General features: G+C 69.8%; 16 protein-coding genes. 14 read left to right on the forward strand and 2 right to left on the reverse strand.

Features of this window, described 5'->3' with window-relative positions; all coding sequences use genetic code 11:
- Positions 1-11 precede the first annotated feature (11 nt).
- The 12 genes from ACIPWY_RS03435 (at position 12) to ACIPWY_RS03490 (ending at position 11,814) form a co-directional block, all read left to right on the forward strand.
- On the forward strand, positions 12-203 hold the full coding sequence (locus ACIPWY_RS03435) for a hypothetical protein (RefSeq protein ID WP_361041503.1): 192 nt from the start codon (positions 12-14) through the stop codon (positions 201-203).
- A gap of 46 nt (positions 204-249) precedes the next feature.
- Positions 250-606 (forward strand): TadE/TadG family type IV pilus assembly protein, encoded by a 357-nt coding sequence (locus ACIPWY_RS03440; RefSeq protein WP_401532116.1) that lies wholly within the window; start codon positions 250-252, stop codon positions 604-606.
- Between the two features lie 10 nt (positions 607-616).
- Positions 617-1,033 carry a TadE/TadG family type IV pilus assembly protein gene (locus tag ACIPWY_RS03445; protein WP_401532117.1) on the forward strand — a complete coding sequence of 139 codons (417 nt, stop codon included), beginning with the start codon at positions 617-619 and terminating at the stop codon, positions 1,031-1,033.
- Positions 1,030-1,488, forward strand: coding sequence for a hypothetical protein (locus tag ACIPWY_RS03450; RefSeq protein ID WP_401532118.1), 459 nt, complete (start codon positions 1,030-1,032; stop codon positions 1,486-1,488). The genes ACIPWY_RS03445 and ACIPWY_RS03450 overlap by 4 nt, the downstream gene beginning before the upstream one ends.
- Positions 1,488-4,187, forward strand: coding sequence for a BTAD domain-containing putative transcriptional regulator (locus ACIPWY_RS03455; RefSeq protein ID WP_401532119.1), 2,700 nt, complete (start codon positions 1,488-1,490; stop codon positions 4,185-4,187). Before ACIPWY_RS03450 ends, ACIPWY_RS03455 begins: the two co-directional genes overlap by 1 nt.
- Before the next feature lie 714 nt (positions 4,188-4,901).
- Positions 4,902-5,195: a hypothetical protein gene (locus ACIPWY_RS03460; protein WP_401532120.1), complete on the forward strand. Its 294-nt coding sequence runs from the start codon at positions 4,902-4,904 to the stop codon at positions 5,193-5,195.
- A gap of 336 nt (positions 5,196-5,531) precedes the next feature.
- Positions 5,532-6,605, forward strand: a complete 1,074-nt coding sequence (locus tag ACIPWY_RS03465) for an AAA family ATPase (protein ID WP_401532166.1) — start codon at positions 5,532-5,534, stop codon at positions 6,603-6,605.
- Between the two features lie 93 nt (positions 6,606-6,698).
- Positions 6,699-8,546: a hypothetical protein gene (locus ACIPWY_RS03470; RefSeq protein ID WP_401532121.1), complete on the forward strand. Its 1,848-nt coding sequence runs from the start codon at positions 6,699-6,701 to the stop codon at positions 8,544-8,546.
- A gap of 108 nt (positions 8,547-8,654) precedes the next feature.
- Positions 8,655-9,131 carry a hypothetical protein gene (locus ACIPWY_RS03475; RefSeq protein WP_401532122.1) on the forward strand — a complete coding sequence of 159 codons (477 nt, stop codon included), beginning with the start codon at positions 8,655-8,657 and terminating at the stop codon, positions 9,129-9,131.
- Between the two features lie 41 nt (positions 9,132-9,172).
- Positions 9,173-9,604, forward strand: a complete 432-nt coding sequence (locus ACIPWY_RS03480) for a hypothetical protein (RefSeq protein ID WP_401532123.1) — start codon at positions 9,173-9,175, stop codon at positions 9,602-9,604.
- 130 nt (positions 9,605-9,734) lie between these two features.
- Positions 9,735-10,235, forward strand: coding sequence for a hypothetical protein (locus ACIPWY_RS03485; RefSeq protein WP_401532124.1), 501 nt, complete (start codon positions 9,735-9,737; stop codon positions 10,233-10,235).
- A 103-nt stretch (positions 10,236-10,338) separates the two neighbouring features.
- Positions 10,339-11,814 carry a hypothetical protein gene (locus tag ACIPWY_RS03490; RefSeq protein ID WP_401532125.1) on the forward strand — a complete coding sequence of 492 codons (1,476 nt, stop codon included), beginning with the start codon at positions 10,339-10,341 and terminating at the stop codon, positions 11,812-11,814.
- Between the two features lie 357 nt (positions 11,815-12,171).
- Here ACIPWY_RS03490 and ACIPWY_RS03495 read toward each other — a convergent pair whose 3' ends face one another.
- Positions 12,172-13,302 carry a site-2 protease family protein gene (locus ACIPWY_RS03495; protein WP_401532126.1) on the reverse strand — a complete coding sequence of 377 codons (1,131 nt, stop codon included), beginning with the start codon at positions 13,300-13,302 and terminating at the stop codon, positions 12,172-12,174.
- A 235-nt stretch (positions 13,303-13,537) separates the two neighbouring features.
- On the opposite strand from ACIPWY_RS03495, the gene ACIPWY_RS03500 reads away from it, so the two are divergent.
- Complete coding sequence (locus ACIPWY_RS03500; protein ID WP_401532127.1) at positions 13,538-13,825, forward strand: hypothetical protein; 288 nt, start codon at positions 13,538-13,540, stop codon at positions 13,823-13,825.
- A 96-nt stretch (positions 13,826-13,921) separates the two neighbouring features.
- On the opposite strand, the gene ACIPWY_RS03505 is transcribed toward ACIPWY_RS03500, so the two are convergent.
- Positions 13,922-14,149 (reverse strand): hypothetical protein, encoded by a 228-nt coding sequence (locus ACIPWY_RS03505; protein ID WP_401532128.1) that lies wholly within the window; start codon positions 14,147-14,149, stop codon positions 13,922-13,924.
- Positions 14,150-14,591: 442 nt separating this feature from the next.
- On the opposite strand from ACIPWY_RS03505, the gene ACIPWY_RS03510 reads away from it, so the two are divergent.
- The gene (locus ACIPWY_RS03510) at positions 14,592-14,909 is read left to right on the forward strand and encodes an SH3 domain-containing protein (RefSeq protein ID WP_401532129.1); all 318 of its coding nucleotides are present in this window, start codon (positions 14,592-14,594) and stop codon (positions 14,907-14,909) included.
- Positions 14,910-15,055 lie beyond the last annotated feature (146 nt).

Below are 15,055 nucleotides of genomic sequence, written 5' to 3' on the forward strand. Positions count from 1 at the left end.
CGGAGCTTGCCGTGAACCTTCGCTCGATCGAAGCCCGGACCCGCACCTGGTGGCGACGCGCCCAAAGGGGGATGGCCCAGGATGCCGGGTACTCCACCGAGACCGTCATCGTCACTGCCCTCCTCGTCATCATGGGGCTCGCGGTCATCGGCATCATCGCCTCCAAGGTGACCGCCAAAGCGGGCGGGATCGACCTTGGCTAAAGGAAGCCAACGACGACGCATGAAGCGGCCGGCGGATCATGGGGCCGTGAGTACCGAGCTGGTACTCGTGGTTCCGCTGCTGATGACCCTGCTGCTGCTCATCGTGCAGTTTTCCCTCGCGCTGCACGCCCAGCACATTGCGCAGACGGCCGCCTCCCGCGCCTTGGCGGCCGCCCGAGCCCAGCACGCCACCGCCGCGGCCGGAGACGCGCGCGCTGCGGCCACGCTGCGACTCCTGGGCGGCCGGATCCTCACACATCCCACAGTGAAGGTCAGCCGCGGTGCCGAGAAAGTGGTGACACATGTCGAGGGCGGCGTCGTTGCGGTGGTACCGGGACTGCATCTGCGCGTGGCTGGTAACGCGGCGGGACCCACCGAACGTTGGGCGGCACAGAAGGGGTGATCGGATGCGCGTGACCACTCACTTACACAGGCCGAGGGATGCCGGGTCGGCGACGACCGAACTCGTCCTGGTGACGCCGTTGTTGATCCTGTTAGCGCTGGTCGCTGTCGCCTTCGGCAAGCTCGTCGGCGCGCGCCTGGACGCCGACGAAGCCGCCCACCAGGCGGCCCGTGCCGCCTCCCTGGCGCGCTCCGCCGACGCAGCACGCTCTGAGGCCGACCAGGCGGCCAACCGCAGCCTGACCGGAGCCGGATCCTCGTGCACCGGCCCCCGGATCGCCCCCGAACTGGGCGACTTCGCCCCCGGGGGAGTGGTGCGCGTGACAGTGACGTGCCACGCCTCCCTTGACGTCCCAGGCATGCGCAGCGTGGACGTCACAGCCTCGGCCGCCTCCGTCGTCGACCTCTATCGGGGAGTAGAGCCATGACACGTAAGAACCGACGAGGTGCGCTGTGCGAGGACTCGGGGCAGGTCACCGCGGTCGTCGTGGTGTCGGTGGCCGGGTTGTTCCTGTTCGCTGGACTCGTAATCGACGGTGGCCTCGCCCTGGCCGGGAAGGTACGCGCCGCCGACACCGCGCAGGAGGCCGCGCGCGCCGCCTGCCAGGAAGTCGACCTCGACTACCTGCGCGCCACCCACCACACCAGACTCAACACACCACAGGCGGCTGCCGCGGCACGCGGACGGGTGGCCGCCGTCGGCGACACCGCCCGCGTGCAGGTACGCGAGGACCAGGTACGGGTCAGCGTCACCCACATCCAGAGAACCCAGGTCCTCTCACTGGTCGGCCTGGACCGGCTCACCACCACCGCGTCCGCCACCGCACACATCGAACTCGGCACCACCACCCCCTGGGATCAGGGAACCCAAGGAGCGCCCTGATGACAAGACCGGCCCCGGCTCACCGCACACCAAACCGGCTGACCGCCGCCGTACGACTCCTGGCCTCCGCCAGCGCATGCACCGTGGCGGTGGTCGGTATCCCCTACATTCTCCTCACCACCCTCGGCGCGCCCTGGCCCAGCCAAGTCACCTCATTCAACGAGCTGACCACGCGCCTCGCGCAACCGATCAGCGACCCCTTCGTCTTGCAGATCCTCGCGCTCGTGGGATGGGCCTGCTGGGCGTACTTCACGGCCACCGTGCTGCGCGAAGCGCTCTGGCTGCTACGACGCCTGCCCACACTCGTACTGGACACGGCGCTCCTGCGGCGACACACCGCAACGCTGCCCGCCCACCGGGCCGCCGCCGCACTCCTCGTCGGCACCCTCCTCATCGCCCTGATCGCCATGTGGCGCCTGCCCGTCGCGCACGCCTCAGCTCCTGCCGCGAGCCCCGTCGCAGCACCGGTGGCGACCGCCGCGCCCCTGCATGCGCCACCCGCGCGAACCGCCACGCCAGAGCACGCCACCTACATCGTGCAACCCGGCGACACGTTGTGGGGCATCGCCGAGCAACATCTCGGCGACCCCCTGCACTGGCCGAAGATCTACCAACTCAGCTGCGCCCTGCGGCAATCCGACGGCGAACTACTCTCCGACCCAGACCACATCCAACCGGGCTGGCGACTTCACCTGCCCGTCCACAACGAGCCAGCGCCCGCACCACATACGCCGCGGCCGTCCACCGAGACGCCCGCTCCGTCCCCCAGCACACCGACGCCCACCCCGGGACCGGAGAAGCACCAGCCCCCCGACCGCAACGAACATGACGCCGAGCACCGTCAGACGGACCGTCAGCAACAGGATGGCCGCTCGGCCCAGGACGATCGCCCGGTGACCATCCCGCTCGGCACCGCCTCCGCGATCGGCGTCACCACCGCTGCGGGCATCGCGGCAGCCCTCGGCTTCGCCCGCTGGCATGCTGCACGACGCCGCACCCCCAGCCTCGACACCCTCGCCACGCCCTTGGAGGACGACGAACTGCAGCTGGGCCAGGCCCTGGACCGCAGCAACCAAGCCCACCTGGCCAGCCGAGCCACCCGCCACCACAACCCCGACACCATGACCCGGCGCACCGCCCCAGCCGACCCGGAGCAACCCGGCACCGTCACCATCGCCGAACGCGCCGGCCAGGAAGTCCACATCGACGCCCTCGCCGAACCGGGCGGCGTACACCTGGAGGGGCCAGGTGCCGAGGGCGCCGCCCGCCACCTGCTCATCGCCATCGCCGGCGCTGCCCAGCGACTGCGCCCCACCCCGCCCCGCGTACAACTCCTCACGGACACGGCCACCGCGCGCTGCCTACTTCCAGGCATCGAGACATCCGTCCCAGCCTGGATCCTCACCGAACACTCCACCGAAGCGGTCCAACTTGCTGAGCACGCGCTACTCGAGCACGCTCGTCACGAACAGCGCCTGGACACAGAAGCGTTGGAGCACGGCGTGCCCGCCCTCCACGTACTGCTCCTGGACGGCCAGAGGCCCGGCGAGGACGAAGGCCGGCTGCGGGCGCTAGCTGCACGGGCCGGGGCCGGTCAGCTCGCCGTCGTCACGCTCGGCGGCCACCGCGACGTGGCACAGCACCAGCTAGACATCGCCGCCGATGGCACCTCCACCGGTCCCCTCGCCGCCCTGGACGGCGCCACGATGTTCCTCCTCACCCTCGACACGGCCCACGAACTCGCCCAGGGGCTGCTGGCCGCCCACGGACACCACACCGCCGCATTCGACCCCATCGACGCCGCTGATGCCCCGGGCCCCGAACCGGCCGGCGCCCCCGCATCCCAGCGCCCCGATGACCCCGATCCAAGCCGCAACCGCCAGGCCCCTGCCTCTGTACCGGAGGCCGTCTCGTCTCGCCCGGTGCACCTGTCTCTCCTCGGAGGATTCAAACTCCTCGTCAATGGCGAAGAATGCACACTCGCCGACACCCGGAAAGAAGAGACCCGTGAATTTATCGCCCTCCTCGCCGCTCACCAGAGCGGGCTGCGTGGCGAAGAAATCGCCGAGAAAATGCAACTGGCCGACGACCCGGCCGAAATGAAAGCTGACCTCGAAAACCTACGGCGCGCCGCCCGGCGCGTCTTCCGCAGCGCCACCGGAAAGAAAGAGGTCGCCTTCGTTACCCTCAGCGGGCCCATCCACCGCCTTGACCCGCAATACATCTCCACGGACGTCACCGCGTTCACCAACGCCCTCACCCAGGCCACCCGCGCCGACTCTCCGTACGAACGCGCCGCAGCCCTCCAGCACGCCACCGCCCTCTACACCGGACAGCTCTGCGAAGGCGCCGACTACCTGTGGGCCCAGGGCCTCAGGACCGCCCTGCACCGCCGCGCCCTCGACGCCCTGATGCTCCTCGCCGAACACACCGCACAGCACTCCGCCGACCCCGAACCCGCCCTCGCCCTGCTCAACCAGGCCGCCGACCTCGACCCCGAAAACGAGTGCGTCTACCGGCGCATCATCCAGCTCCAGCTCACCCTGGGCCGCGACGATGCCGCACACCGCACCCTGAGTCTGCTCACGGACCGCCTCGCTGCCATCGACGAGGCGCCCGAACCCGCCACCCTTCTACTGCTCAACCAGGCCCCGCCCATGCGCCCGACTCCGGCCAGGAGCTCGTCAATCCGACGGTGAAGTCCTCCCGCTCGTCCCGACCCCCGTCCTGTCACGGGGATCCATCCCGCCGTCCTGCTTGCACGGGAGCACCCAACAGGGGCGTCACCCCAGGTCAAGGCCCGATCCGCCACCGCGGACCGGGCCAGCCTGCATATCGGTACGAGAACCTGTCCCGATCTGCGGCACCGGCGGCCCACCCCTGCTCTCCCCGTCCATACAGCTCACTAACTCCCTGCTGACCATTGCTGTCACCTGCTCTTCCTCCTCCAATCCCCTCCCTTCCTTTCCTCCTTCTCTGCTTGAGCCGGTTCGCCGGCCTCCGGGTCGGAAGAGGCGGGCGCCCAGGCGTAGCCGGAGGCGCCCGCTGTGCCGCCGGGGCTGTGCCGCCGGGGCTGTGCCGCCGGGGCTGTGCCGCCGGGGCCGTGCCGCCGGGGCCGTGCCGCCTTCGAGCGCGCGCTCGACTTTCCGGTTTCGCCGACGCCCGCACGGGCCTTGGCTTCGGTCGCCGACTCGGAGCGGCACGACAGGAAGCGTCGCGCCACCCCGGAATTGCCATAATTCCCGTCGTGAATTCACGAGAATCCCAGCATTATCAAGCCGGAATCCCGCTTCACTGCACCCTTGAGCCGAGCTATATTTAAATTGTTCCCGAAAAGACGGGAGTGGGAAAGGCTGAAAGCGCCCCGGCGGGAATTATTCGAAGGGGTAGCCGAATGCGGAAAGGGGATTCTGATGGGCGGCTATATGGTGAATGCGGTTGAGCTGTGTCAGGCGGACGCGCTGAATTGGATCGAGTTCGAGACGCTCGTGTGTCATGACGCGTGGGAAGAGCTCGGTTTCGGCAAGTTCGGGGCGCGGGTGAAGTTCGGCGGCACGCTGGTGGCAGTCGAAAACGGTCAGACCAGGGGCCGGGCCTGGTCCCGGATCCGGGTGCGGGTCACCGCCCCGGCGACCGGCCTACCCACCGAGATCGTCTCGGTGCTCGGCAGCCACATCACGGTCACGCTGACTGACCTCGACGGCTGACGCCGACACCCGGCCTGCCTCACCCCTGGCCCACGCCCCTCGCCTGAGACTCCGTCCCGCGACGGGCACCCCCACCCCCCCACCACGCCTGTGAGTACGGGCCCCGGCACCTCCATGCCGAAATCACTCCGCCGCCCCAACCTCCTGCCCCTTGATCGCCCTCCGCCCCTAGCCCTCGGCGACCGGCGCGAGCCGGGGAGGGCTGGCGCGAATCCCCACCGAATTCTCCTTAAGCAGTGAGAGGAAGGCTTTGCCATGGCCGCAACCACCCCCGCCCCCTCGGCGTCCACGCCCGCCGCATCAGGCAAGTCACGCCCTGGCGAACTGCGGGCCCGGATCGCCGGGATCCTGGCGACCAGCCCGCAGGGCCGTTACACGGTGACCGAACTGGCCAAGCAGCTGGGGCATTCGGGCGGTGCGGTCGGCAACGCCTGCGAAACCCTCGTCACCCGGGGCGAGGCGGAGCGTCTCGGTGACAAGCCCCGTACCTACCGGGCCACTTCGACCACAGCGGCCGCCGCGCAGCACACCCCGGCCGCCGCATCGTCCCCGAGCCCGCCCCGGCCCGCGAAGGCGGGTGCGGTGCCCGCTCCCGCACCGCCGCCGAGCGGGCGCCCCGCCCCGGTCACCCGCCCCAACGGGCAGCGCTACCACCCCCGGGCGCTGGCGAACCTGCCCGATGTGGAGGCGCTCCAGCGCCTGCGGGAGGCAAGCGTCCCGGTCCTCCTCTACGGGCCGCCGGGCACCGGGAAGACCTCCCTGATCGAGGCCGCCTTCGGGGACCTGCTCACGGTGGCGGGGGACGGGGACACGACGGTCGGTGACCTGATCGGGGAGTACACCCAGGACGACAAGGGCGGCTACGAGTTCATCTACGGGCCGCTGGTCACTGCCATGCAGGAGGGCCGCGCCCTCCTCCTTGACGACGCCACCCTGATCTCGCCGAAGGTGTTGGCCGCCCTGTATCCGGCCATGGACGGGCGCAGGGCGATCCAGGTCAAGGCGCACAAGGGCGAGACGATCACGGCGGTCGACGGGTTCTACGTGATCGCCGGGCACAACCCCGGCGTGCACGGCGCGGTCCTCACCGAGGCCCTGGCCTCCCGGTTCAGCATGCAGATCCAGGTCGGCTCCGACTACGACCTGGCCGCCTCCTTGAACATCAACCGCACGGCGGTGCGGGTCGCCCGCAACCTCGCCACCCGCCAGGAGGCCGGAGAGGTCGGCTGGGCCCCGCAGCTACGCGAGTTGATCGCCTTCCAAAAGATCGCCGACGTACTCGGCACCGCAGTGGCCTTCGCCAACCTGGTCGGTATCGCGCCCCCGGAAGACCGGGACACGGTCACCGAGATCGTCACCAAGGCCATCGGCAGCCCGGTCACCGCCCTCGCCCTGGGCCGCCAGCTCTAGCCCCCCAGCCCTGCCCGCCGGTTGCCGTACCGCCACCCCGGCGGCGGTACGGCCCGGCCGCCCATCCCGCCGCAGCTTCGAGAGGACCCTCCGATGACCACACTCGCCCCCACCCATGTGCACCATCACCCGCCCGCCCTGTCAGAGACGGAGGAGGCGCTTGCCCGTTGGGAGGACGACGGCGGTCCGCTGTATGACCCGGTGCCGCTCCCCGATGCGGTCGAGTGGATGCGGATCTCGGCGGAGCTGACCGAGCGCCTGCCTGAACTCGCAGGCCGTGAAGACATCCTGGTGACCTGTGCCCCGGGCACCCTTTCCGGCGCCCCCGCTGCCTTCTTCCCTCACTCCGCGAACCTCGAGATTGACGCCGCCCTGTTCGCCCCGCACCGCCCCCGCACCTTGCACCCGCAGCGGGCCGGGGACGAGGAGCGCTACCCGGTGGCCTGGGGCGCGATGATCCACGAGGCCGCGCACGCCGCGCACTCCCGCTGGCTCGCCCCCACTGTGCCGCGCGGCACGGCCCAGCGGGCGGCGGCCGAAATGCTGGAAGAATCCCGCGCCGAGGCAGCCCACCTCGCGCGCCGCCCCGACGACCGGCGCTTCCTGCGGGCCACGGTGCACACGGTGGTGATGGCCGAGGTGATGGCCCAGGGCCCGGCCGACCGGTGGCAGGCCGCCTTCGTAGCCGGACTACTGCTCGCCCGACGAGATGCCGGAATCCTCGACCCGGACGAGAGTGAACCGGTCGAGCAGGCGGTCACCGCGATCCTCGGTCCCGAGCTCCTGGTCCAGCTTGCCGCGATCTGGACGGCCGCCCATGCCACGGCAGATGACGACGCCGAGGCGATGCTCGCTCACGGCCTGGCCTGGTGCCAGGCACTCGGCCAAAACCACCAGGATCCCGAACCACTCCCGATCCCCGGCTCCTGCCCCCCGTCAGGCGGCGGCGCGGACGGCGCCTTGGCCGAGGCGGTCGGCCAGGCGGTCCGCGCGGTACGGCGCAACGAACACGCCCAGGCCACCGCGCGCCAGCAGGCCGATGCCGCGCGCCAGGAGCGGGCCCGGGCCAAGGCAGATCACGCCCAGCACCAGCGCCAGGCCGCCCACATCGCCGGGCAGGTGTTCGCGCCCGGCGCCCGCCCCGTCCTGCCCGGCAGGCGCCCGCACCCGCGCCGCAAGCTGCGCTCCCCGGTGACCGGCACCCGCACCCCCACCGGGGCGGAGAGGGCAGCGGCTGGGCGCCTGGCTCGCGCCCTGCGCGCGGCCGCCTACCGCGAGCGCACCCCCTCGATCACCGCCTCGGCGGCGCCTCCGGGCCGGTTGAACATGCGCCAGGCCCTGGCCCGCGACGCCCAGCAGGCCGCAGGAGCTGTACCCAGCGCCACCCCCTGGATCCACACCCAACGCAAGCACAGCCCCACTCCACCCCTACGGGTCGGTGTTGCGGTCGACGTGTCCGGGTCCATGGGCTCGGCGACCGGGCCCATCGCCTCGGCCGCCTGGATCCTGGCCCGGGCAACCGCCCTGACCGACCCCGACTCTCGCAGCGCCGCCGTCGCCTACGACCGAGTCCTGACCGCGATCACCGCCCCCGGTCAAACCTCGGCCCGAGTCACCGAGTTCGACGCGAGCGGCAGCGGCCACCGCCTCGCCGAAGCCATCGATGCCCTCACCGCCGGACTCGGCCTCGACCACCCCGGAGCAGGCCGCCTCCTGGTGATCGCCTCCGACGGCCACTACTACCCCGAAGAAGCAGCCAGCGCCGCCACACGCATTACCGCCCTGCGCGCCGCCGGGTGCGCGGTCCTGTGGCTCGCCTTCGCCTCCGGCGCCCGCCCGCTCGACGGGGCCACCTTCCTCGAGTTGACCGACCCCGCCCAGGCCGCCACCGCGATCTCAACGGCAGCGAGCGCCGCTCTGGCCGCCGCCACCCGCACCTGACCCGCCCGGGCAGGTTCCCCTGCCAGAACCGACCCCTGGGCCGCCCACCTACCCGGCGGGCGGCCCCGCTCGCGAGACATCAACTCACCATGAAGGAGCGAGCCCGCCATGACCTCGATCACCGAACGCGCCCACGCTGCCGCCGTGTTCATCCGCCACAACATGGCCGTCAGCCCGCACGGCCGCTACCGGGGAGAGGAACACGCCCGCACCGCGATCCGCCTGGCCGCCCTCCTCGGACTCGGCCTCGACCAGATCACCACCGAACCGGACTGGCAGCGCCGCCACACCACACCCGGCGAGCCGGTACTGGCCACCGCCACCTGCCCCGACACCGCAGAGAAGTACCGCTTCCTCCTCCGCTACCCCGTCTACGAAGACGAGCCCTTCGAACTGCTCGGGCCTTGCCCGGCCTGTACCGCTGAAGTCCCGGCCGCGATGGTCCGCCACCTCGCCGACCTCGGCGAGTACCTGGCACGCGGCCCCCTCCAGATCGCCGACTGCGACCGGCAGGGCGGCACCCCCGACACCTTCGACCGCGACCAAGCCCACACCAACACCTGCCCCTACGGCGAACAGCTCTAACAGCCACCCCGCAAACCCCGCAGCACGAAGGGCAACCAGCCATGACCAACCAGCCCAGCCGGGTACACGACATCGCCAAGACCGCTCCGCACACCACGGGTTCAACACCGGCTACCCCACAGGGCCCCGGCGAACAGGCCGTACACGACCTCCTCGGCCCGGACGCCAACCAGCGACTGCGGACCCAGACCCAGGCCGACGGCCCTCACGCTGCCCTGGCCCAACTGGTCCTGAACACCGCCCGGGAGGCCGACCGGCTCCACGAACGACTGCGCCTCCAAGCCGCGTACTCCCGCGACCGCCTCACCGAAGCCCTCGACGACCGCCGCACCACAGCCTTCATCCCCGTCAGCGGACTACTCGGCCCATGCGGGCACAGCACCGACCTCCTCGCAGCACGCTGCGCCCAACAGCTGAACCAACTCGGTCTCGTCCTTCACACCTACCGAACCGCCCACGAGACCACCCCCTGACAACCACCACACGCCGCATCCCCGGCGCCCACCCTCGGGCCCCGGGGGACGGACAGCTCAGTTGGCACGGATCGGTCGACGCGTCCCGAAACCCAGTGCTGCCCTCGTCCTCTCGGAAGATATGCCACCCATGCCCCGAATCCACCCGCCCCGTCACTACCGCAACGCGGCGCACCGGATCCTCACCCACACGCACACCCTGCTCACCGTCACTGCAGGACGGCAGCCGACCACCCACCTCAAGGACGTACTCGTCCAAGCTGCCGCCGGCATCGAGGAGGCTGAACTCTTCGAGGGTGTGTTGCAGGCGCGCAGCTGGGCGGTGAAGGAGGCGGCCCGCTGTCTGTTGCTGTGCGCCGATCCTTACCACCCCGCCCGGCTCACCGACACTGGCTTGCTTGCTCACCTCACCGAACTCGATCAACTCCCGTACGAGGAGCGCACCACACTGGTGGCGGAGGCTGTCCTCCGTACCGAAACCCGCCCCGTCGCCACCCTGAACCTGCCGCACCCCACCCCGGCCCCGACACGGAGCGCATGGCGCCGCCCGGCAGGCCCCTGCACCTGCGCATGCAGCACAGGCGGGTTCTGTGGCGGCTGCGGTCACGCGGGCTGTACAGGACGGCGTTGAACAAGTGCCTCAAGCCGCCTCGCATCGCTGTGCCGCCAAGGTCCGGCCGCAGGCACGGCAGCCCGCTCTAGGGGCGAACGGACGTCCTGGTTAGGGTGCGGACATGCACCGTAGCCACGTCGACGGCGTCCCCGTCCTCCGGCTCTCCGAGCCTGGACCGCTCCACGCGACCCTGCGCTTTGGCATCGGTGCACGCGACGAGACGTACCGCACGCTCGGCATCAGCCGACTGGTCGCCACCCTTGCCGCACATGAGACACGACAGCAGATACCGGAGCCGGCAGAGCTTGTGGTGTCCACCAGCCTCGAGGAGACTCGGTTCGCCGTCTCGGGTACCCACCAGGAAGTTTCCGACTGCCTGGAAGTGCTCTGCGTCGCACTGTCCGACCTGCCAGTCGGCCGGCTCAGCGAAGTGGCGCACACGCTCGACGGCGAGGTCGCGAGCTGCCTGGACCTACGAAGCGCCGGTGCGCTGAACGCCCGGTACGGCACCGAGACCACCGGCCTGGAGGGTCACGAGCGCAGCGGGCAGTACCTGCCCACACCGGACATGCTGCTCGAGCACGCCGCGGCCTGGTTCACAAAGGCCAACGCCGTCCTGACCCTGACCGGACCGAACCCCGCGGACCTGCGGCTCCCTCTGCCCCCGGGCGATCGCCCACGTCGTACCGCACCCCAGGCCCGCCAATCACGCGCCACCTGGACCCACCGGAACATCGACGGCGTCGCGCTGTCCGTTGAGACCCCCGTCGGATCCGCGGCGGCGACAGTCGCCCACCGGATTCTCCGGGAACGGGTGACCGCCGCTATCACCGGCCAGCCATTGCGCAAGGCCCCAGCTGAGGCGGCCGTAGCGCTGCACGACTCCGTCACGGTCGTGCGTCTCCTCCTCACCTCTACCCCTGCGAGCGATGCTGAGCGTGTGGCTGCGACGGTGTGGTCGGAGGCAATGACTCTGGCCACGAACGAACCCGCTCCAGCCGAGGTTGCCCGGCACAGCGCCCCGCCGGAAGAAGCCGTTGAGAAGCTGCGCACCCTCGACGACGCAGCCCGTGCAGAGTTGTTCGGGACCCCATTCCTCGACGAGGGCAGCCGGCGCCGCGCCCTGGAGTGCGTCACCCCGCGGGACGTACGCGACACCTGGCAACGAGCAATGGAACAAGCCCAGTTGGTCGTCCCACAAGGTCTACTACTTCACCTCACGGGCCCCGACGGCCGCCGTCTATGGTGCACTTCCTGCTGGACCTGGGACGAAATCCCTCCGTGGGGACAGGCGTTCCAACAACCTCTGGCCAAACACATGCTCAGGCGCACCACGGACCGGCACTGGGTGATCCTTACCGACAAGTCAGTGGTCTCATGCACACCCAGCGCCCACCACGAACTCCGCTTCGACGACGTCATTGCACTCGAACGATGGGGTCCCGAGCGCAACCTGATCGGACGCTGCGGCTGCAACGTCGGAGTCAACCCCGCCTGGTATCGCGGCGGGCAGCGGCTGATCCGAGCCCTGGACGATGCCGTCCCAGCGGAACTCGCCTTCGACGGAGCCGAACTTGCCCCGCCGGCACAGCCGTGAGCTGCCCCGGAGCCACGGTGTTGCTCATGCTCGGCCGTATTTGCTGGTGTGTGGGCCACCCACATGACCCGGTCTGGAGTCTGCTCAGCTGATGGCCTGGTAGCCGGTCTATCCATCGCTGACCTTGGTCATCGTGCCGGCACCGGTATAGATGCCCGCGATGAGGAGGTCGGCCCGGTAGACGGTGGCCGTCTTCTTGTAACGGGTTGCCGGCCCGCGCCAGTTCTTCAGGCGGTTGACGGAGCGGCTGACGGTGCTGCGCCCCTTGTATACCTCGCGGACTGTCGTGCGCTGAGCGCCGGCCGTAGGGTGACGTCGTACAGCGCCGACTTGCGTGTGGCATCTTCCATGGATCCATCAATTGGACCCTCGGCCCCGCAGAGTGTGCTGCTGCATCAGCCGTGAGATGTCCTTCGCGGTGATGATCCCCACCAGATGGCCGTCGTCCACGACGAGAATGCGCATGCCGGTACTCGGGCGGAGCCGGTCGAGAGCCTCACTCAGAAGATCACTCGGAGCGGCAACCGCGCACTGAGACATCGGGATCGCCACCTCGCACACACGAAGATCCTCCCGGCGCGCTTCTGGTATCCCGGCAAGCCTGCGTACCTGAACGATCCCGCTGGGACGGCCCTCGAAATCGAGCAGCGGCACGGCTGAATGGCGGGACTTCACTGCCACCTCGTCGATGAACCGCTGGGCGGTCAGCCAGTCGGCACCGGTGGTCACCGGGCTGGACATGGCACTGTCCACCCGCACGCCCCTCAGTGCCGTGTGGATCACGGCGCGCTGCCGTTCCGCACCGGCGACGACTGTGATGAAGAGGCCGACGAAGATGAGCCACAGCCCGCCCGGCCCTCCGTGCAGGAGGCTTATCCAGCCGACAACCGCCAGCAGCACACCCACGACCTGACCGCTTCGGGAGGCCGCCCGATCCGCACGTTCCCGGTCTCCGGTGTGCCACCACAATGCCGCCTGCACCACCCTTCCGCCGTCGAGCGGCGCAGCGGGCAGCAGGTTGAACGCGCCCAGGAACAGGTTCGCCCAGCCCAGCCACACCAGAACGGCTGCGGGCACCGCCCAGCCCGGCAGCTGGTGCAGCCCGATTCCCGCTCCGAGCGCGGAGCCCCCAATGGCCAGGCTGGTGAGCGGCCCGCTGACCGCCACGGCAAAAGCCACCGCCGCGGTCTTCGGGCGCCCCATCCGGGTCATCCCGCCCAGCGCCCACAGCGTCACATCCTCGACCGCGATCTTCTTCCTGCGGGCAGTCACCGCGTGCGCGGTCTCGTGGAGCAGCAGGCTGCCCATGAGCAGCACGGCCCCTACGGCACTGGCGAAGGTGTACACCGCATCCGAGCGCCCTGGAGTCCATACGGGGAGGGTCTGGCGGCCGAGACCGTACGCGAACACAACCACCAGCACCGGCACACTCCAGTGCATGCGCAGCGGTATCCCGACCACCTGTCCGACACGGACCGAGCCGTTCATCGTCGTCTCCTGCCGGCTCCGGAACCGGTCCACCGGGCAGGATCTCGCAACCTGCGCTCCGCAAACCGACCAGCACGGCACCCACCACCATTGTCGCTCCCCGCGGTCGGCGAGAGGCCCAGGGGACGCGCGCTTCCCGGTCCAGTGAACTCCGTTCATCACCTCGCTGCGCAAGTACGGGCAAGGAGAGCACCGGATCTAGGCTGGACGTACCTCCAGTACTGGGAGGTGCGTCATGGAGCACAGCTACCACTTCCACCTAGATAAGGGTGACCATTCGATCACCGTGAACGTCGGGCCCGGAAGAAGCGGAGAGATCGAGCTCCTGGTCAACGGAAAGGTGGTCGCATGCCAGCCAGGGCACGGCCCCGGGACGAGCGTGCTGACCGGCGAACTTCCCGAAGAGCCCACCCGCCCGTTCCGGGTCCGGATACGAGAGCCGCACCTCGCCCTGTTCAAGCCCAGATGCACGCTGGAGCTGGACGGCGTAGAGCAGCCCATGCCGGAGCGTCCCGTGCTGTGAGCTCCCAACTGCGCGACTGCGGGTGGGATCACGTGCGCAGCCTGCTCTCCGCAGTCCGACGGACCCCGCACCTCTTGTGCAATCAGTGAGGTCTTCTCAATCGGTCGCATGCAACGGGTATCCGGTGCCGACGCGCACCTCAAGGTCGGCTCGCAGGGTGGCGAGCTCGGCCATGCGCGTGTCGATGAGTTGGATCTTTTCCTCAAGCAACGCAGACGCTGCTTCCGTGGCATCCGGTGCGTCGCGCAATTCCTCGCCGTGCCGTGAGATCTCCGCCCGTGAGATCCGGGCGCCTGCGCGTTGCGGCGTCGGCGGGGACGACACGTTTCAGGTGGTGTTGCTGTCCTCGATCAGCGTCCTCCCGCCAGACTGGGACTGCCGTGTTGCAGGACAAGTCGCAACTAGGCATGGAAGCCGGACGTCCACCTAAGGATCAACCTCGCCCGGTATTACTCCGATGGACTGCCTCGCGCTGCGGCGCCCGGCGCCCTTCAGTCGAAGTGGCGCGCTGAAGTCAGCGCCAGACGCATGCGAGGACGGTCCCGGGAACCGCGCACCGTCGACCCGTTCTGCCTGGCCTGCTGGCCTACCCCCCGCCCGGGGTGATCTAGGGAAAATCACTCGAAACGATGTAATCGATCTAGAAATTGGTCAAAGCGCGGCTGGTAGGTGAGAGATTTGCGACGCCCCTCACCATACGGGGGCTGAACACGCCGGAGGGGAATGTCTGTTGTCACGCCGCCACGTCTTGCCGCTCACCGTCGGAATGCTCGCCGCCCTGCTGATCGCCATGTCGTCTCCCGCAGTTGCCGCCCCGGCCGGGCAAGCGCCTGTCGCACAGGTGGTCGCCAAGAAGGACTTCTGCCGCATCACTGCATCCTCGGCCACGGTCCGCGCCCAGCCGCGCAAGAGTGCTTCAGCCATCGGTACGGCGTACAAGGGTGACACCTGTACAGCGCATGGCTGGGCTGGGGGCGACGGGGCGTGGGTCAAGGTGACGATGAAGGGCACTGGTGTTACCGGGTATGTGCACTCTTCTCTCGTTGCCTGGGGCAAGGAGGAGCTGGCCCAGACCGGGCCCTGACTGTTCAGTGCCATGAGATCCGGTGGCGGGGGCCCCCCCCCGGGGGGGGCCCCCCCCGGCGGGGGGGCGCGTCTTGAAGGGAGGCGCCTGCGGGGGGGGCCCCGGGGTGGTGGGGGGCGTGTGGGTTTAAAGCGACGCGCTGCCGG

Source organism: Streptomyces sp. NPDC090032, assembly GCF_044748025.1.
Classification (GTDB): domain Bacteria; phylum Actinomycetota; class Actinomycetes; order Streptomycetales; family Streptomycetaceae; genus Streptomyces.